Below are 18660 nucleotides of genomic sequence, written 5' to 3' on the forward strand. Positions count from 1 at the left end.
ATTGAGCGATAAAACACTTTGCGTTTACGCATTTCATCTCAAATCACAAGCAGCATCAGAAATTTCTACGCAATTTCGCTACACTAAAGTTGAGTCAGGGATTTCAGATTCTTGCTGGTGGGCTTTCTTTTAATACTTGTAATGAGACGCTATGCGTAGCTTGCTTGTATTGTAAAATTACACCAACGGGGTTGCCGTTGGTGTAAGTATCATAGAATTTTAGGCAAATCAGTTGTAAATTATGCCAGTGCTATAAGCCAAAATTTTTATAGATACTCACACAGGTACAGTCAAAATGGATATTAAGAATGGCTTCGTTGGCGCTGTTGGCAACACACCTCTAATTCGCTTAAACAGCTTCAGCGAAGAAACAGGGTGTGAAATCCTTGCTAAAGCAGAATTTCTCAATCCTGGGGGTTCCGTTAAAGACCGCGCTGCACTTTACATCATTGAAGACGCAGAAGAAAAAGGGCTACTCAAACCTGGTGGCACTGTTGTAGAAGGAACCGCAGGTAATACTGGCATTGGACTAGCACATATTTGCAACGCTAAAGGCTACAAATGCCTAATTATTATTCCCGATACCCAGTCACAAGAAAAGATCGACGCACTGACAGCACTAGGGGCAGAAGTTCGGACTGTCCCCGCAGTACCTTACAAAGACCCGAACAATTACGTCAAGCTATCTGGTCGAGTCGCTGCTGAGTTGGAAAATGCCATTTGGGCAAATCAGTTTGATAATTTAGCCAACCGCCGCGCCCACTACGAAACCACAGGCCCGGAAATTTGGGCCCAAACAGATGGTAAAATAGATGCATGGACAACTGCAACTGGTACTGGTGGTACTTTTGCTGGTGTGGCGTTGTACTTGAAAGAACGAAATCCAGTGATTAAATGTGTTGTTGCCGATCCACTGGGTAGTGGACTTTATAGCTATGTCAAAACTGGGGAAATCAAGATAGAAGGAAATTCCATCACCGAAGGTATCGGTAACAGTCGGGTGACAGCCAATATGGAAGGCGCACCAGCTGATGATGCCATCCAAATCGATGACAAAGAAGCTTTGCGGGTAGTTTACCAATTGCTCAGGAAAGATGGGTTGTTAATGGGCGGTTCAACGGGTATTAATGTTGGGGCAGCTGTTGCTCTCGCGAAGCAGTTGGGTCCAGGACATACCATTGTCACCATCTTATGTGATAGTGGTTCCCGGTATCAGTCACGGGTTTTCAACCCTGAATGGCTAGCCTCAAAAGGACTTTCAATAGATTAGTTATGAGGAATTGGGCATTGGGCATGGGGCATGGATTATTTATTCTTCCTCATCTCCCCATATCCCTCTCCTCTGTTTCCTCTGCGCCTCTGTGTCCTCTGCGGGAAACCGCTCTGCGTCTACGTTAAAAAATGTCAAACATAACTCAACCATCAGACTTCCCAATAATAGACAAACCCTCTTCTCCTAGATGTGTGCGGGTTTGTCAAAATCGCACGTGTAAAAAGCAAGGTGCCCTCAAGGTATTAGAAGCTTTTGCAGCTTTACCAATCCCTGGTGTAACGATAACGGCTAGCAGCTGTTTGGGACAATGTGGTAATGGGCCGATGGTGTTGGTATTACCCGATATAGTGTGGTATAGCGGCGTTAAACCAGATGAAGTATCTCTACTGGTAGAACATCATTTGCTAGGCGATCAAATAGTCAAACAGATGCTTTATTATCGGTTTCATCCCCAAAAATTAAACTGATTAATAATCTCAATGTCTGCAATCTTGTTGACTGAAGCGAGGCATCCAATGAATATCCAACAGCTGCGTCAATCCTTAAAACAAAAGTGGCTGAGTTACTACGAGCAAAATATTCCCTGGCTAGTCAAAATGCGAATTTGGGGCACTTACGATGGCCTGCGCCGTCCTTTGTCCGGTTTTATTTTGGCAACACTATCTGTTTTGGAACCCCAGTTCAATGAAATACTTTCTTTTATGCTGGAGCTGAATAACAATCCAGATAAAATAGTCGCCGCTTTAGGTCTTAACTTTAATCCTGATGAAGAGTTACGTTTAATAAAATTAGAATATTCTATGGCTACTAGCCAAGTTGAAGAAGAGTTACGTTTAATAAAATCAGAACATTCTCTGGCTACTAGCCAAGCTGAAAGCGAGTCGCTAGATCACAAGCATTCTGAGGATAATATGTCATCGGTTGTAACTGGCAGCAAGGTTGCGCCTGATTTTCTGGCTAAGACTCTAGACTCGACATCGCCACGCACAGATCAACTTATGCCATCATTTACAGCTACTACTGAGGTAGTTCGCACGCGCAAACCGGAGTTGGTAGTTGCATTTGCTACTAAAATTTCTCCAGATACTCCGGTGAAAACGCCATCATCCGGTTTGCTAAGGAAATATCAACCAGTACGCTGGCACTCTGGTCAGTTACCTTCAGGAGCATCGGCGACAATGACCAGTCAGGTTAAAAGCAAACCCAAAACTATGCCATCTGTGGCATTAGCTACCGAAGTTAAGAGCAACGCGCCACCTGGCCGAATCCCTGTAGGTGCATCGTTGGCTATTACCACTGAGATTAATAACAATGGGAAACCAGTGCGATCGCTAGCAGTTACTACTGAGATTAAAAGCAACACCAAACAACCGAATATCCAACCACAAGATGTTAGCAAAGTGAATTTATCAACCACTAATGCCAGCAGTATAGCTTCTTGGGTAGATGAATTTTGTTACGGCACTAGGAATAAAGAAGAAGATATTTTGGCTTGAATTACTTATGGGTACTCGTGAGAAACAAACGGTATTTCTATGACTTCACCCTCAGTTTCTCCTACTTGAACTTTTAAGCCTACACCACCAGCTTTAGTGCGAATGTAACCTAGTCCAAAGTAACCATCAGGAGTTTCTGTGTAACTGGTAAGTTTGCCGACCTTTTCATCTCCAACTGCGATCGCACTTCCAACTGACGCAGGGGCATTGAGGCGGATACCCAAAAGGTGTTGTTTTACACCTTTATATGTATTTAATCGGGCGATAGTTTCTTGCCCAATATAGCAACCTTTAGTAAAAGAAATTGTTTGCCACAAACCAACTTCCAGAGGATTGTAATCATCTGTGAGTTCGGAATCTGGAGCGGGACGACCTTGTAAAATTCGCAAAGCATCCCAAGCGCGATCGCTCATCTCTACCGCCCCAGCTTCTAACAATTTATTCCACACCGTTTCTTTGTCTGTATAAGGGAAAGTTAAGGTGTATCCAGGCGCGGCTAACCCACTACCCACAGCAATCCGTACACCTTCGGCAGAAGCAATTGTGTATACTTTGTGACTTCCGTAAGGTTGTCCAATGAGTTCGCCAATACCCAACTTTTCTAAAACAGCGTCACTTCCTGGCCCAATGAGGCTGAAGGTGTTGGTGTATGGGGTAATATCAGATAATTCCACCTTGTCGGCATAGAAAATATATTTATCCAGCCATTCCATGAGATATTGGCGGCGGTTGGGTGAAACCAGCAGGATTACCGCGTCTTCTCTAACGTATGCGGTTACTAAATCAATTGTCCTAGCTGTGGAAGTAACAAAAACCGTATCACAACCTTGTCCTGGCTTGAGTATTTGGAAATTGTTAGTACTTTGGTTGTGTAAGAAATTGAGGCGATCGTCGCCAGCGACTTTGATGCGTCCCCAGGCGGTGCGATCGCATATAGCAACCCCAAATTTGGCAGCTTGGATAGCTGCTGCGTCTTTATCGTCAATTGTAGATGTTGGCATGGTGATGAGAAGTCGCCCTGTTTCAATGTTGTCGCACTGGAAATCTTAGCAAATAAGCGTTTGTGGCTTCAATGCATCTCCGGTTTTCTTGTAGCGTATAATCAAATCAAAAGAAAGTGCCGAACAATAAAAACTTATGAAACGAACTTTTACTGCAAGTGTATGGCAGGAAGGGAACTGGTTTGTGGCACAGTGTTTGGAGATTGATATTGCTAGCCAGGGCGAGACTGAAACTGAGGCATTGGCTAATCTTGAAGAAGCTTTGTCACTGCATTTTGAACCACCAGTAGCTACTGTTCTTCCTCAAATTAAAACACTTCAGGTAGAAATAGATGCCGCTTAAACCATTACCTTATCGTGAGGTTAAGCGTAGATTAGAAGCAGCAGGCTTTGGGGAAGTTAGCCAAAAGGGTAGTCACGTAAAGTTTGCCAAATCTACCGATGAAGGAACCCGTACTGCGATCGTGCCTCGTCATCGAGAAATTATGATCGGTACGCTGGGCAGTATTTTACGACAAGCTGGGATAAGTGCAGAAGAATTTGAGGTTTTGTAAGGGTGGCGTAGGGGTGAAAGGGGCGAAGCGATGCCGTTCGCGGAGCGTCTCGTAGAGAAGGGGGGCTGCACCTACGCTCTTTTTGAAGATTCCATTGAAATTAGCGATCGCCATAATGATATCGCGCCTGAATAAACTCAACTCAGTCATCACTTACTACGTAAGCAATCCGGTCAGTTTGAGTGATTCGGCGCGGCCATACATTTGCATCATAGTATAGCAAGGGTCAAAAACGAGGTTGCGTTCTAAATTATCCTCTTGAGATTCAGATTGGGGAGGTGCTTCTGGTTCTAAATTATCCGACATTGAATTTATTTACTCTTCTTCGTAGAGCGAGAACTCTTTACGCAACTCGTCTATAGTTTAGGGCATATTAGTCTTAGCCTTAACACGTTGTAAAGCATCTAAAAGACGTGCTGCATTCTCAGGTGACTGGAACAAATATGCTGTCTCTATGATGCTGTTAAGTTCCGCAGTAGGTATAACGGATACACTTTCTGCACCTTCACGATTAACAACTACAGGTTCACGAGTGCTAATTGCTTCTTCGTAAATTTTTTCAAAATTATTGCAAGCTTCGGTGTAGTTTGTTTTCTTAGACATTTTTTGTTCCTTAATTTATGTGTTACTCTTTGCTGGCAGGTAACTAAAGAGTTGCTTCAGCTCGAAGAAAAATTATTCTTCAATGATATAGGCATCGCCTTACCTCATAAGCCCACGTAAGTGGGCTTTGTTCGTGTATTCTATTTTCAGGGCTTCAACTCTCTGGCAATTTAGCAAACGCTTGCTCAACTAACTCCTTTGCTTTCGCATCCAAACGCAGCCAATCGACTTCACCGAATTCATCAATTAAACTAGTATCAATATCAGCAACTTCCTTCTGTGGTGTGTATTCAAGAAAACACACCTCATAACACAGTTCCCATAAATCGATACTCGCTTCTTGCTGTTGACGCTGCAAACGTAGATGATATCCTGGATGGGGCATCGGCAGACGAGCGAGAGTTCCTCTGATTTCATCTGCTTCTTCGGGCGTTGCAGTTTCCATTGCTTGCAACAACTCAGTCACCAATGCTTTGATTTCATCAGTGGTGTTAGGCGGCCAAATCAGGACATCGTGGTAAGTTCCCGTCCAAGAAGATTCATCAAGCTGCTTGCGGATATTGTCGATAACGCGTATGAAAGCAGGCTGCATGAGGACTTCAGCCTGCTGCCATGCAACTGGATTTGTTATTTTAGGTGGCATTGGTAATAAACAGGGGCACTATAAAGAAAAATAAACAGTCTGCGTTTATTAAAAAGCTGCGTTTTTAATCTAAATCTTTTCTCAAGATAGCGGATTTCATTGAAGAAAATTTGGAGATATTTATTACCAGCTGGAAAATTAGGTAATAACTCTGGGGAGTAAATATGATAGGCAAGTTACTAGACCATCGTTACCAAGTAATTCGAGTCCTCGCAATGGGAGGATTTGGTCAAACCTACATTGCCCAAGATACCAGGCGACCAGGCAATCCCCTCTGCGTTGTCAAGCACCTCAAACCCGGAACTGACCCCAGAGTTTTTGATACTGCTAAACGCTTGTTCAACAGCGAAGCCGAAACTTTAGAAAAATTGGGCAATCATGACCAAATACCGAGGCTGCTAGCCTACTTTGACGAAAATCAAGAATTTTATTTAGTACAAGAATATATTGAAGGACATACCCTATCTGAGGAACTTATATCTGGTAAGCGCTGGAATGAAAGCCAAGTAATTCAACTATTGCAAGAAGTTCTACAAATTCTCGAATTTGTCCATCGCCAAGGTGTGATTCACCGCGATATCAAACCGGATAATATCATCCGCCGCACCTCAGATAATAAGTTAGTTTTAGTAGACTTTGGGGCAGTGAAACAACTGCGTACACAACTGGTAACAGTGGGCGGACAACCCCCTGCCACAGTGGTTATTGGCACTCCTGGCTATATGCCCACAGAACAAGGGCAAGGTAAACCTCGTCCCAACAGCGATATCTATTCCCTTGGCATCATTGCCATTCAAGCATTAACAGGATTACAGGCAACAGAATTGCAAGAAGATCCAGAAACGGGCGAAATCATCTGGCAGCAATCAGTAACCGTAAACTACCGACTGGCAGCAGTGTTGTCCAAGATGGTACGTTATCATTTCAAAGACCGCTACCAAAACGCCACGGAAGCACTGCAAGCATCTAAAGAAGCGATTAGTCCTGTACCTGCACTTTCCACACCTCAAGAAGCCGCTAAAAATTCCAGTTACCAAGCAGCCAAATCCCAGCCTCAAGTATCTCGGCTGCAAACTATTGCAGTTGCACCAGCAAATCCTGTCCCTGCTAAACCTGCGCGTCAAGACTCTAGTAAATCCGACCCCTGGCCGATATTAGTTGGCATATTACTGGCGGGTGGTGCGGCTGCCTTGGTAGGAAATGTATATCCAAATGTGAAAAATTTAGCTTTAAATCTTACAGGTAAGGATACTGCTTTAGCAAACAAATGCGCGGCTGTTGTCGTTGGAAATTCTAATATCCGTTCTGAACCTAGTTCGATAAATTCTGATAATATTGTGCAAACTGTTGCCGATAACACCAATTTCGAGGTGACTGGCAAGCGGACAAAAGCAGGTTGGATAGAAATTAAACTTAAATCTGGCCGTTTGGCTTGGGCACATCCGGCCGTGATCGTCAATAATCAAGAATGGGCTTCTTGCTTACGTGAAAAGGGCATTGCAACTAAGATTGTAGATGATAGTAGCTTGATTGCGACTCGACCGACTCCCAAGCCAAAACCAAAATCGAAGAATGTCGCAACTGCATTACCAGAAAAGTCGAAGGGGTCAACTGACGATACTGGAAAATCAGAACGATCGCAGCCTAGCGACAACAGTGCCAATATTATAGAACAAGCCAAAAAGAAGTATGATTCCGGGGATATAGTTGGAGCGATCGCACTTTTGAGATCGATTCCGGCAAATGCTGCTTCTGGTATCCAAGAGACAGGTAAAATGATTGCCCAGTGGCAGGAAGATTGGGCGAAAGCTGAGGCTTTGTCTAATGAGATCAACAAAGCAATAGATGATGGGAAATGGGATAAAGTTTTAGATTATAGAAACCATCCAGAAAAGCTGCCTAATACTCAATATTGGCGAAATAGAATAGAACCATTATTTAAACAAGCGGCCGAAAATCTGGCAAAACAGGCACTAACTAAGCTAGAAAATCAAGGTAATCAGAAAAATACCCCGCAGAAACTTCCCGATCCTAAACAACCTGCTACTACAGAGAGTCCCAATACCACAGAAACTCCTAAAAGCGCTTTTTAACACTTATTTACCTTTTTTGCACAGATGTGGTAGTCATAAGTGATTAACCGGAATTGATATCACCTTGCAAATTCGCCGCAGTAGCCCAATAAAAAACATTTCCAGGTATAACCTGGAAACGAGATTTTAAATCGATGTTTATTTGTGGTTTTATTTTCCCTATCCGTGCATTTCGTCGTATTCTTGGGCTTCAACTCGTCTTGCTTCCATCCGCGAAGCAGGCAGAAACTCGGCGCGACGGACTGGAACCAAGGGAGGTGTATTTCCTTGGTAGGGGTGAATTACTTGTACAGTACGGGCTGGACGCTGCCGTGGTGAGAATAAAGCTAATACCCCAGCAACGACAACACCACCACCAATAGTGAGAGTTGCGCCTCCTATAGCCCAAAGCATGGGTGAAGACCACCAAGAATTTTGCGGCTGGAATGTTGCTGCTTTTTGCTGGTTATTCTGCTGGGCTAATTGCCACTGTTGCTGAGTATTGAAATTTTGGACTTGGCCCTGGAGTTGTTGATTTTGTAACTTTAGCTGTTCATTGTCGTTTTTTAAACGCTCCAGTTGCATCTGCGTGTTCAACTTCTCCATCTCTAGGCGCTGGTCAGTACTGGTAGCAGTCGATGGCTGAACCTGATTGGGATAGATTGGTTGCCCATAAGGCCCATAAGGATACATTTGTGGCTGCATTCCTTGGGGAGCTACTACACCTGGCATTTGCGAAGCAACAGCGAAGTTAGGTTGTAGGGGGGTATTTGTTCCTTTGAGTAATACGAGAGCCGCCAGCCCAGCTACAGCAACCCCACCGATAAACGCCATACTCTCACTCATCGCCTTTGCTCCTCGATTGCGACGTAACTATAATCATTTTTGACTGACTCACTCTCACACTCATAAATTATGCCTACTTGATTTCACATAATACTCAAACTATAAGCTACTGTATCAGCTAGTTTTTTTACATCATGATATCTGATGTTAATATTCAAGACCATAATGGTCAAATTGTCTACCAAGTAAGGATAGAAAAACTATACTGTTATACTTTTTTAATCTACTTTCTCCGTCTAATCAAGAGGAGTATTTGTGCTGGTGTTGGTGGTTTTGATGGCAGCCTTGAGACTTTGGCAAAATTGGGCGATCGCCGAAAGTCCCTGTTCTGGTGTACCTTCTGCTAACCGTTTCACAAAAGCGCTACCCACGATCGCTGCATCTGCGCCCCATTCCTTTACTTGACGGGCTTGTGCAGCTTCGGAGATCCCAAAGCCTACACCGATGGGTTTATCAGTAACACCACGAATTTGTTTGAGTAAATCGGACACGCGGTTTTCCAGTTGCGATCGCACCCCTGTTACCCCAGTGACGCTGACTAAATAAATAAATCCTTGGGAAGAACGAGTGATCGTTTCGATCCGTTGGGCAGAACTGGTGGGAGCTATCAACAAGATTACGTCAATTCCCATCTCACTAGCTGCTTTGAGCAAGCCTGCTGCTTCTTCTAAAGGTAAGTCAGGTATTACCAATCCTGCGACCCCAGCAGCAGCAATTTGTTGAAGAAATTTTTCAATCCCCCGATGCAAAATTGGATTGTAGTAGGTAAATAGGACAATAGGCGATCGCAATTTGGGAGTAATTTCTTGCAGCATTGACAACACTTGCTCTAACTTCGTACCCCTTTGTAAGGCCCGGGTAGCAGCAGCTTGTATTACTGGCCCATCAGCCAGAGGATCGGAGTAAGGTATGCCCAATTCAATAATGTCGGCTCCATTACGATCTAGAACCTGCAAAGCTTTTGCTGTTGTTTCTAAATCTGGATCGCCAGCAGTAATAAACGGAATTAGAGCGCACTCACGATTGCGCCCAAGGGTTTCAAAGCAATCAGAAATCGCAGTCATTTAGTCAAGTGTCAATAGTCAGTGGTCATTGGTCAGTGGTCATTAGTCATTGGTCATTAGCTTTAGGCAAGTTACAAAGGACAAATGAGACAACTGACCAATGATAACTTTACACCTGAGATTGCTCTTCTTGTTCTATTTGGGCTTGAATTTGTGCTAGTTCTTCGGGAGTAAGCTCATCTAACCGCTTTTGCAGAAAGTCTTGCTCGTACTGTTCCCTTTGTTGGTGGTAGGTCATTTTTTGTCCCACCGCACGGAAAAAATAGGTGGCTAACCAGCCAACTAACCCACTGATTAGTAAGACTTGGCTCCATATACCAGCTTTCTGATTATCCAAACCGACTAGCTGTAATCCTACATAAGCCAAGCCGCCGGCAATAAAAACACCTAAGCCAATTCCAATCGCGTCAATCCGTCGCATGAGAGTTATGACCTACCAATTTCGTTAAACTTGAACTTGTCGCCGTTGGGGTCGAAAATTTACAAACGGCGATAGAACCAACAGACCCGGAAAGAAGAAAAACACCAAAAAGTACATCAAAACACGCTCGATGGAGCTAGCTACATACCAGCGCTGCTTCAAGTACAGCAAAACAGCAATGGGGATTACCAGAAGGTAAGCTCCAGCCAAAATCAGATACAGCAGGGCGACAATCATAAGTTTCAAGTCTTAAGCTTCTGTTTTCCATCATAGGCTGAAGAGGCAAACTCAGAGAAGTATAGCCATAATGCTTTCAACATAGCTCCCTGCAAGCGGCTAAGGCAACTAAAACCCAACTGGGGTATTTTTACTGTAAGCAATTCAACGGACATATTAACAAAAGCTAATATCATGCTATTATGGGATACCACTAGCAAAATGCTCTGGTCAGACAAGATCGAAAACTTATTCAGATTGATTACGAGAAAACAAAGAAAACTTCCTTTCTTTGGCAAGCGATCGCACAATCTGAAAAAATATTTTCAATCTAGTTGGACAAAAGACACAATTGATGGTGGAATAGATGAGGAGGTATTTGCTACCTCTACAAAATAACTAGTTATACTAGTTGCCAAACACCTGCGGGGGTGTGGCGGAATGGTAGACGCTACGGACTTAAATAATTGAGCCTTGAAGGAGAAATCCCTCAAGTGGAAGCTCTCAAACTCAGGGAAACCTAAATCTGGTAACAGACATGGCAATCCTGAGCCAAGCCGAAAAAAGTCCTGAGTCATGAGTGCTGAGTGCTGAGTAAAAAACTCTTAACTTCTAACTCTTAACTCATAACTATTCGGAAGGTGCAGAGACCCGACGGGAGCTACCCTAACGTTAAGACGAGGGTAAAGGGAGAGTCCAATTCTCAAAATCTGATCTGGCTATTGTCATCAGGTAGCAGTGAAAACTGCGGGAGAATGAAAATCCGTTGACCGTAAAAGGTCGTGTGGGTTCAAGTCCCTCCACCCCCACTAAAAATTTAAAGTGCCGCAAGGCTTCCATAGAAAGTATGGGCGGGTTGTATCTAATCATAGATTAATCCGCCCATCTAGTTATGTATAGCCTTTGATTTTTATAAGTAAGCAATTTCACTGAACGATTTGATGAAGTATTAAACAATTTGTCTTTAATACTTTATTTATAGTCTTAGTTAATCAAATTTATGTAAAAAGATTACTGAATTTCATTGATGCTATTGTTCACCAAGGTTAAGCTGGTAATAATATGAGCAGGAAGTCTTTTTATCCTGATAGCTGAAATGACCGCTACTAGTTTATCAATTAGTCAGGAAGATCCCCATTGTGTCACGTCTAACTCTAGCCAGCTAAATGTGAAAATTGCACAAGAAGAGGTTTATAGCTTCTTTGTAGAAATTGTCAGAAAATTGCCGCCAGAGGATGTTTTACGAGAATTCAAAAGTTTATTTATAGATGGTTTAGATTCAGAGGATTCTGATTATATACCTGGAATATATAGTGTTTTTTTAAATGATAATGAACAAGAATTATATAATACACTGAAACGGTGTTGTTATATCATAGTTAATAATTGGAAAAGCAACCGAAAAGACCAATATATCCAAGATTTAGTTAATTTATTTGTTAATGAAAATCTCAAGATTAAGAAAAATAATCATCCAGTAGTAAAAATTTGTAAAAGCTGGCTAGAGAATTTTGTCAACAGCAAAGATTATCAGGATTTGAAATTATTTGCTATTAAATATGAGGAATCATCTAAAGGACATTGGGCTAATCGCTACACTTCTTATTTATTAATTGATCAATCTGTTAATCAGAAGAATCCCAGAGAGCAACAAGAGGCTGCTAGAAGGCTTTCTAAACAGATAAAAGACAAATTTAAGTTTGAGCTAGCAATGTATATTGCTCGTTCTCAATCTGCCGTTTCCAGCACAATACGCTACACAAATCCCAGTATTTTGGGAGATCAAGCACTGCGCTTAATAAAAGCAATTGTCTTAAAAAGGGGTGTATTTAGTCATGAAAATATTGCCCATATATTCATCAAGCAAACTGAAAATCAAACTCTGGAAGAATTTAAAATAAATCTAGAAAAATATCTATTTTTGGCTGTAGAAAAGCAAGAAGCAGTCGAGACTTTGCGGCAGCAATTTGCAGATAGTTTAGCGTTATGGAAAAAAAACTCTAATCAAGAAATTATCACTAAAGAATTATTTTTGAGAACCTGTAATCGGGTGATTGATTGCTTAACTACAGAAAATGGCAAAGAGCCTTCATCATTATTTATCTTATTAGTTAACCAAGGTCATGCTCTAACATTGGTAATCATCCTATTAAAGATTATTTTGATTTCTAAAAATTCCCGGAGACATTTAGAAACTCGAATTGCTAATTTGATTCGTTTTTACGAAAAGTATTCGGAAGAGGAATGCAAGGGAGTAATAAATTTTATTGAAATCTTTAACATCACCTTTGCAATTTACGCAGAAAACGTAGAATATAACTTGATTAAGATGGAACAAGAGGAACAAAGCAGTAATCAGCAGTTAAATCTGGATGGTTATCGTGTGTTTTCACAGATGAAGGTAGATAGACAAAAATGAGTTTTGCCTGATTTATGATTTAGTAAGGCGTTGGTCTAACCAAGCGAGGGTAGCACCCGCAGTTTCAGCTAGAATACTAATGAGGCGATAGAGAGCGATCGCACTAAATACTAAAGCAGCTGGAAAGTGGTGTCGTAAAAGTTCATACGCAGTTGCTTCAAACACACCTAACCCACCAGGCGCACCCGGTATAACAAACCCCAACAACCAAGCGCAACTAAAAGCCCCTAACAATAAAGGAATTTGATTCGCATTCAAAGAACCCAGGGCGAACATAGTTAAAATAAACCCGGTGGCGCGTAGTCCCATAAAGCCCAATTCTCCTAACAAAGGTCGTAAGGGATAGGTTTTAAGACTAAAGGGAACGGTTGGTTGAGTGTTATTAACAGACTTTTTTGCTTTCAATCTGTACAAAAAGCGAATCACTGGGTTTAAAAACCAAGGATGAATCGCACAAAGGACTACAGCTAAACTCAGCAATTGTAATATTTGTATAACAAAGGTAGTATTAGCCGCCGCAAATTGACTACTACAGATAACAATGATGATTAAAGCAGCCGCTAGCATAAGTAAGGGTTCTAGCAAAACGCTTAAAGTGGCTGCACCAGTAGAAACATTGGCATTTTTGGCGGCGACAATTCGCCCGTAGTGATGCCAGATATTACCTGGTAAATACTTGGCTATGTTCGTTTTCAGGTAAACCTGGATGAACTGGGGAGATGATACAGGTTGATTTAGGTCTTGGAGAATCCAAGTCCAAATCCATCCTGCCCAAGTATGCGCTAGTAAAGTTACCCCTGTAGCGATCGCCATTATTGCCCATCCTACCCCATCGATGCGGATAGCAGCCACTTCAATCCAGTTATCCTTCAGAGCTTTCCCTAAAAAAAACAGCGTTCCCCCCAAAATTATCCAGCGTAAAAATTGCTTCATGAATTTAGTAATTTAACGGTTAAGCAACAATAGTTGAATGCCTCAACGATTAGAGTACATCAGCTACTATCCAAAGCTTTTGAAGTATTAAACAGGCTTATGTAGTTCTTTTCATGAAAATTATATTATTTTATTTTATATCTCTCTAGAGTTAGATAAAATTATTATTTTTGTAGTAATTAAAATGTAGCCTGCGCTAGAGGTCAAGTGTATTTTATTATTTATATCCTGAATAGAGGTTATGGAATGAGCGAACCAAAACAAGCACAATAAGTTGCTGACAAATCCAATGATTCAGCAAACTTTTAGTTTATTAATATTTTGGTAAGGAGGACTACGTGAACACTGTGAGAGTATTCTTGAAAAAAATAAGATTGCGCCAGATATTAACTAGCTTTTTAGCTGGACTATTGTTGATAGTTAGCACAGCTTGTAGTGGGGCAAATGCTCAAGGTGCAAATCCACAAAATCCGGCTGTGCAAGCTGGTGGAGCAAACAATCCTTATAAGAATGGTGGAGACAAATATAGCAACTATAAAATGTCTACCGATCCAAAAATAGCAAACCCAAAAGCTAATCAGGGACGCGACGAAGCTAGCTTACAACCAAGTTCGCAATTTTTGATTGCTACAAATGCAGAATCCAAGATACTTTATCCTGGCGCTGAGACACCAGCAGGTCGTATCAATAAAGAAGCAGAACTGCCAATTATCACAGACAAAGACTTCCGACCTGAACCAGGTGGTTTGATTCAGAATGAACCAAAGGTAGGAGAACGGGTTCAAGATCGGATTGAAACTGTAAAAGAGAATCTTGAAGAAGCTTCCGGCTTTTTGAAAGATAAGACAGATGAAGCGGGTGCAAGACCGGAAGTACAAACAAATCCAGCAGCAAGCAGATAGAACTCTTATTTTGTCTCAATGCTTGAGATTTGAAATAGATTGCAAATGCCGTTTTGGTTGAAGTTTAACTTAGTTAGAAAAAAGCAAGGAGTTTGAAGTATGAAAAAAGCAATGAATTGGCTGAAAAATATTCGTCCCTTAAAAGTTTTAACAGTTTTTTTAGCAGGGATATTCTTATTTTTGACCCAAGCTTGTGGTGCGCCAGGAATAGCAACACAACCACCACAGCCGCAGGATCAGCCAGGTTATACCAAACGATATGATCCCACAAAAGATTATCCTCTCTCTTCTCCTGCTGGTGGAATGAATAACTTTAGTGATGTAGAACCCAGAGGAAAAGTAGATGAAAAATCAGCTACTGACAGAGCTGATGCGCTGGCAAAAAATGCCCAAAAAAATATTGATCAGAAGGGAATTGACAGCCCAGAGCAATATGGCGAAAATTACAAACAAGGTACACCCTTTGGTCAAAGAGTGAAAAACCTGGGTGAAGATATCGGCAGTTCAGCTGATGAAGTGCGGGAAGGTGTTGTTAAGGGCACTCAGCGAGGAATTGAAAATCTCAAGGGAAATACCAAAAATGCAGCTGAAGACGTGACAAAAAATGTTCAGCGTGGGGCTGAGGATGCAGGTGATGCAGTGAAGAGAACAGTCAGAAACGCTGATTGAAATTAGTCATTCAATCTTTTGCAAAAATCTAAAAACGCCCACAGACTTTTAGTCTGTGGTTATACAAACAAAGCCTGCGTAGCCAGGCTTTGTTTGGGTTTTAGGCGGGATTTAATTCCCTTTAACTCTATTAATATATATCTCTAAGAATTAAATATGCATTATCCAGAACCTTATAGAAATGTAGCAGTGCTACGTTTCTATATTCTTTTTTACTCATATTTTTAGTGAGTCTTTTATCAAGTAAATAAACCACGGATTAGGGGCGCACATCTGTACGCCCCTACAAAAAGTTATTCCCCCCATTCCTTAATTACAGAAAATAGTGATGAGTAATCATCATCAGCAAATGACATTTTCACGGCTGTTTGTAAAATTTGCCGCACTCCTTTAATACTACTGAGATCCAAACTTCGAGATTTTGCTTCCGAGATGAACAATTCTGTATCTTTAAGCAAGTGTTTTGTGGGGAAATTAGGATTAGCATAATTGCCATCCAACATCCGTTGTAGCTTTTTGTCAAAGGTAGGTGCGTAAAGTGAACTGTCGCGCAATATTTGCATAAACACATCCACATCAACACCCTGACGCTGGATAAAAGCTAAACTCAGAGCAAAGCTAGTTGTGAGAGAAGCTATTAGTTGATTTAGTGCCAATTTAAGCGCCGCCGCAGATCCCACAGGGCCTATAAGTAAAGGTTCTGTGCCAAAATTTTGGAGTAACTTTAAGTGGCGTTCATATTGTTCTGGTTCTGCACCTACCATAATACTCAACTTGCCAGCTTTTGCTTCCGGGATACTCCCTAATACAGGTGCTTCTAAATATTCACCACCACCCGCAACAACTGCATCTCTAATTTCCTGGCTTTCTGTGGGAGTAATTGTTCCCATCTGGATGATTGTGTGCCCTTGCAGAGTTTGCCAAGCGGTATCTGAAAGCAACACATTATAGATAGCCGAGGCATTAGTAAGCATGAGAATTACGCACTCAGCAGCACGAATGGCGTGGCGGGGATGTGTGACAATTTCAGCGCCAGCTGCTTGTAGTGGTGCTAATTTTTCTGGGGTACGATTGTAGGCAACTAGCTGTATATCTGCGGCTAATAACCTTTGAGCCATTGGTAGTCCCATCAGTCCAGTTCCCAGAAATGCCACCTTCATTTTTCACGTTCCTTTAATACAGCGTCACCGATAGCGAGTCATCAAGCGTCATAGCCGATCGCGGACATCGCGTTTGCATTGTTTGATTTAAATTAATTGAGAAGTAGTTATTTGAGATTTAAGATACAATCTCAAATCTCAGTTTCTCTACTCTCTAAATCTGGCAATCAACCACCAGCAGCAAAAGTAATCATAATTATCACTGAAAGTAAAATTCCAGGGGTAAGTAGTGTTACTAGCATCAGCAGGTCATGAGTGGACATAATTATTACTTTTGTAGTGTGTTTAACTTTACAGTAATCACTGTTATGCTAGTCTAAATAAGACTAATACTGCATTCTTAAATAGAGTTTTAACTTTTCTTTCTTTATGTTTATTCTGGCAAGGTCAATCCTTTTAGTGGTTGAGAAATTTCTGTCTTGTCCAGACCTTTGCTCTGAATTAGAACTCCGAAACCGCCTAATCCTGTGGGATCTATAAGTTGGTGTAGTGCATCCCGCCGCTTTAGTATCTGTGAGAGGGATTGCTTTTGATTGGAAAGGGCAGCAATGCGTTCGTCGAAGACGCGGCTTAGCCGTTCGCCTAAGCCCAATGCCATCAAAAATAATCCCTGCTGGATAAAACCAATATTCTTTAAATTGCAGTTCTCGCCCCAGCGTTCCAGGGCTGTGAAGTCAATATGGGCAGTGATATCTTGCTTTCCAATATTGATATAGGGGTTGTCATGGAAACGATGATGATAATAACACTGTAGGGTTCCTTGCGATCGCCTGGGATTGTAGTAACGACTGGCGGGGTAGCCATAATCAATTGTTAACACATAGCCGCGCTGCAAGCGGTCTGCTACTATACTCAACCAGTCTAAAGCAGCTAAATTAATTTCACTACGGTAGCCATCTGGATATGCACTTTGGGTGAAGTCGATTCCCACTAAATCCAAATGTTCAGCTAGTTGGGGCGTTGAAGGTTCCCCTGTGACTTCTATAAATGCAAAATTTGACTTCTCCTCCAACCCCTGCCCTATGAGGGGAGGGGAGGAAGACTCACTCAAAGGAGGTTGGAGTGTTACATAAATTTCTCGGAGTTCTCCCATTTCTAGGATGAATTGATGCACTGGAAAAGCATCTACTAACTCGTTAGAAAAAAAGCAGCCTGCGATCGCATTTGGTGGTACTTCCTCTAAATTACACCAACGCACGGGTAAATCTTGCAAGCGTTGCTGCTGTTCTTGTCTTAAAGTTGGCGATTTTTCAATAATGATGTACTCCAGTGCTGTAAAAAAATCTGGGTAGTGCAGTTGATGATATTTGAGGATATGCAATGCCAGCAATCCCTGACCTGCTCCCATTTCTACCAGAGAAAAGGGTACAGGTTTTCCTAAAATCTCCCACATTTGCAAAAATTGTTCTGCTAGTAACTCGCCAAAGTCAGCACAGAGGTTAGGAGAGGTAAAAAAATCACCACCCTGAAAGCCAATTTTGACTGCATCGCTGGAATAGTAGCCATATTCAGGGTGGTATAATGCCATCTCCATGAATTGGGCAAAAGTAATTCGCTGCTGAGGACTGCTGATAATGTGATTTGCGATCGCTGCACACAGTGCTGGATTTGAATCCATAAAATTTCAGATTGGGGAGTAGAGGACTTCCAAATAAAAAAATATCCCATTGCTTTAAAGGCAGGGCGCAGGAGGCTTTTAGCTAGGGGAGAAAAAGTCGTAGTGAAGTTCAGAAATTGGATAATTTATTTTCTGGAGTCCTGTAAGTACTATTCCAATAGCCTTCTGAGGAAAGAAAATTAGGCATTGATATTTTAGAAGCGATCGCCAACCCAATCAATTGCATCCAACACAAAAGTAAAATCTAAAAGGCAATTTTGCTGCTTACGCACTTACCAACGACACCAGCACACCATTAGGATCGCGGACACGAGCAATTGTTTGTCCCCCAGGCTGGGTTTTAGGGGCATCTAGTGTTTTTGCACCTGCTCCGATTGCTCTTATGTAAGCGCTGCCAACATCAGGAGTGATAAATGAGATTTGGATTAATGGCGGTGGTTGTGCAGGATCATTGGGATGGAAGCCGCCAGGAAATAACTTCTGTGCTTCGCTAATTGAAGAGAAAGCTAGTGTGGTATTTCCGGTTTCGATTTCAGCCCAGATAGATTGTCCTTTATCCAAGAGAGTGCGACAAACCAGACCAAAGGCTTTTTCGTAAAACTCAACGGTCTTAACTACATCATCTACCCAAATGACCGTATGACCAAATTTCACAGTTTTTTCTCCTTATTTAGAAAAATCAGTGCTGGCGAGTATCTCTGCTACTTAACTGTATGCGATTTTAATACACAGATGGTGCAATTGAACCATTAACAAGACAACATTTCCAG

Annotated in this window: 22 protein-coding genes; 10 read left to right on the plus strand and 12 right to left on the minus strand. The window is 41.8% G+C overall.

Going from position 1 to position 18660, the window contains the following annotated elements; translation table 11 throughout:
- Positions 1 to 295 precede the first annotated feature (295 nt).
- The 3 genes from RMX98_RS13870 to RMX98_RS13880 all read left to right on the plus strand — a co-directional run bounded on the left by RMX98_RS13870 (position 296) and on the right by RMX98_RS13880 (position 2769).
- The gene (locus tag RMX98_RS13870; protein ID WP_322680355.1) at positions 296 to 1270 is read left to right on the plus strand and encodes a cysteine synthase A; all 975 of its coding nucleotides are present in this window, start codon (positions 296 to 298) and stop codon (positions 1268 to 1270) included.
- A 131-nt stretch (positions 1271 to 1401) separates the two neighbouring features.
- On the plus strand, positions 1402 to 1740 hold the full coding sequence (locus RMX98_RS13875) for a (2Fe-2S) ferredoxin domain-containing protein (protein WP_322680356.1): 339 nt from the start codon (positions 1402 to 1404) through the stop codon (positions 1738 to 1740).
- Positions 1741 to 1788: 48 nt separating this feature from the next.
- Positions 1789 to 2769 carry a DUF5331 domain-containing protein gene (locus RMX98_RS13880; RefSeq protein WP_322680357.1) on the plus strand — a complete coding sequence of 327 codons (981 nt, stop codon included), beginning with the start codon at positions 1789 to 1791 and terminating at the stop codon, positions 2767 to 2769.
- 5 nt (positions 2770 to 2774) lie between these two features.
- On the opposite strand, the gene RMX98_RS13885 is transcribed toward RMX98_RS13880, so the two are convergent.
- On the minus strand, positions 2775 to 3770 hold the full coding sequence (locus RMX98_RS13885) for a folate-binding protein (RefSeq protein WP_322680358.1): 996 nt from the start codon (positions 3768 to 3770) through the stop codon (positions 2775 to 2777).
- Positions 3771 to 3906: 136 nt separating this feature from the next.
- On the opposite strand from RMX98_RS13885, the gene RMX98_RS13890 reads away from it, so the two are divergent.
- Positions 3907 to 4113: a type II toxin-antitoxin system HicB family antitoxin gene (locus RMX98_RS13890; RefSeq protein ID WP_194041677.1), complete on the plus strand. Its 207-nt coding sequence runs from the start codon at positions 3907 to 3909 to the stop codon at positions 4111 to 4113.
- Positions 4103 to 4324 (plus strand): type II toxin-antitoxin system HicA family toxin, encoded by a 222-nt coding sequence (locus tag RMX98_RS13895; protein WP_322680359.1) that lies wholly within the window; start codon positions 4103 to 4105, stop codon positions 4322 to 4324. Before RMX98_RS13890 ends, RMX98_RS13895 begins: the two co-directional genes overlap by 11 nt.
- 156 nt (positions 4325 to 4480) lie before the next feature.
- Here RMX98_RS13895 and RMX98_RS13900 read toward each other — a convergent pair whose 3' ends face one another.
- From RMX98_RS13900 to RMX98_RS13910, 3 genes are all read right to left on the minus strand, one after another.
- Positions 4481 to 4630, minus strand: a complete 150-nt coding sequence (locus RMX98_RS13900) for a hypothetical protein (protein WP_322680360.1) — start codon at positions 4628 to 4630, stop codon at positions 4481 to 4483.
- Positions 4631 to 4687: 57 nt separating this feature from the next.
- A complete protein-coding gene (locus RMX98_RS13905) occupies positions 4688 to 4927 on the minus strand; it encodes a type II toxin-antitoxin system Phd/YefM family antitoxin (protein ID WP_322680361.1) in 240 nt (79 codons plus the stop codon).
- Positions 4928 to 5081: 154 nt separating this feature from the next.
- Entirely contained in the window at positions 5082 to 5570 is a 489-nt protein-coding gene (locus RMX98_RS13910) for a hypothetical protein (protein WP_322680362.1), read from the minus strand.
- A gap of 164 nt (positions 5571 to 5734) precedes the next feature.
- Here RMX98_RS13910 and RMX98_RS13915 point away from each other — a divergent pair, with 164 nt between their 5' ends.
- Positions 5735 to 7663 (plus strand): serine/threonine protein kinase, encoded by a 1929-nt coding sequence (locus tag RMX98_RS13915; protein WP_322680363.1) that lies wholly within the window; start codon positions 5735 to 5737, stop codon positions 7661 to 7663.
- A 159-nt stretch (positions 7664 to 7822) separates the two neighbouring features.
- Here the strand turns inward: RMX98_RS13915 and RMX98_RS13920 are convergent, their stop codons facing one another.
- The 4 genes from RMX98_RS13920 to ndhL form a co-directional block, all read right to left on the minus strand.
- The gene (locus RMX98_RS13920) at positions 7823 to 8488 is read right to left on the minus strand and encodes a heterocyst differentiation related protein (RefSeq protein WP_322680364.1); all 666 of its coding nucleotides are present in this window, start codon (positions 8486 to 8488) and stop codon (positions 7823 to 7825) included.
- Positions 8489 to 8724: 236 nt separating this feature from the next.
- Positions 8725 to 9552 carry a tryptophan synthase subunit alpha gene (gene trpA, locus RMX98_RS13925; RefSeq protein ID WP_322680365.1) on the minus strand — a complete coding sequence of 276 codons (828 nt, stop codon included), beginning with the start codon at positions 9550 to 9552 and terminating at the stop codon, positions 8725 to 8727.
- 109 nt (positions 9553 to 9661) lie between these two features.
- Positions 9662 to 9973 (minus strand): DUF3007 family protein, encoded by a 312-nt coding sequence (locus RMX98_RS13930; RefSeq protein ID WP_322680366.1) that lies wholly within the window; start codon positions 9971 to 9973, stop codon positions 9662 to 9664.
- Positions 9974 to 9997: 24 nt separating this feature from the next.
- Positions 9998 to 10210, minus strand: a complete 213-nt coding sequence (gene ndhL, locus RMX98_RS13935) for an NAD(P)H-quinone oxidoreductase subunit L (protein WP_179068468.1) — start codon at positions 10208 to 10210, stop codon at positions 9998 to 10000.
- A gap of 237 nt (positions 10211 to 10447) precedes the next feature.
- Between ndhL and RMX98_RS13940 the strand changes: the two genes are divergently transcribed.
- Both RMX98_RS13940 and RMX98_RS13945 read left to right on the plus strand, forming a co-directional pair.
- Complete coding sequence (locus tag RMX98_RS13940; protein ID WP_322680367.1) at positions 10448 to 10588, plus strand: hypothetical protein; 141 nt, start codon at positions 10448 to 10450, stop codon at positions 10586 to 10588.
- 697 nt (positions 10589 to 11285) lie between these two features.
- On the plus strand, positions 11286 to 12608 hold the full coding sequence (locus RMX98_RS13945; protein WP_409881050.1) for a hypothetical protein: 1323 nt from the start codon (positions 11286 to 11288) through the stop codon (positions 12606 to 12608).
- A gap of 12 nt (positions 12609 to 12620) precedes the next feature.
- Here the strand turns inward: RMX98_RS13945 and RMX98_RS13950 are convergent, their stop codons facing one another.
- Positions 12621 to 13541 (minus strand): lysylphosphatidylglycerol synthase domain-containing protein, encoded by a 921-nt coding sequence (locus RMX98_RS13950; RefSeq protein ID WP_322680369.1) that lies wholly within the window; start codon positions 13539 to 13541, stop codon positions 12621 to 12623.
- 338 nt (positions 13542 to 13879) lie between these two features.
- Here RMX98_RS13950 and RMX98_RS13955 point away from each other — a divergent pair, with 338 nt between their 5' ends.
- Both RMX98_RS13955 and RMX98_RS13960 read left to right on the plus strand, forming a co-directional pair.
- On the plus strand, positions 13880 to 14443 hold the full coding sequence (locus tag RMX98_RS13955; protein ID WP_322680370.1) for a DUF6658 family protein: 564 nt from the start codon (positions 13880 to 13882) through the stop codon (positions 14441 to 14443).
- Positions 14444 to 14542: 99 nt separating this feature from the next.
- A complete protein-coding gene (locus RMX98_RS13960) occupies positions 14543 to 15112 on the plus strand; it encodes a hypothetical protein (RefSeq protein WP_322680371.1) in 570 nt (189 codons plus the stop codon).
- Positions 15113 to 15405: 293 nt separating this feature from the next.
- On the opposite strand, the gene RMX98_RS13965 is transcribed toward RMX98_RS13960, so the two are convergent.
- From RMX98_RS13965 to RMX98_RS13975, 3 genes are all read right to left on the minus strand, one after another.
- A complete protein-coding gene (locus tag RMX98_RS13965) occupies positions 15406 to 16272 on the minus strand; it encodes an NAD(P)-dependent oxidoreductase (RefSeq protein WP_322680372.1) in 867 nt (288 codons plus the stop codon).
- 373 nt (positions 16273 to 16645) lie between these two features.
- Positions 16646 to 17890: a class I SAM-dependent methyltransferase gene (locus RMX98_RS13970; RefSeq protein ID WP_322680373.1), complete on the minus strand. Its 1245-nt coding sequence runs from the start codon at positions 17888 to 17890 to the stop codon at positions 16646 to 16648.
- A gap of 264 nt (positions 17891 to 18154) precedes the next feature.
- Entirely contained in the window at positions 18155 to 18544 is a 390-nt protein-coding gene (locus tag RMX98_RS13975; protein ID WP_322680374.1) for a VOC family protein, read from the minus strand.
- Between the last annotated feature and the right edge of the window lie 116 nt (positions 18545 to 18660).

This window comes from Nostoc sp. DedQUE02 (assembly GCF_034531035.1).
Classification (GTDB): domain Bacteria; phylum Cyanobacteriota; class Cyanobacteriia; order Cyanobacteriales; family Nostocaceae; genus Nostoc.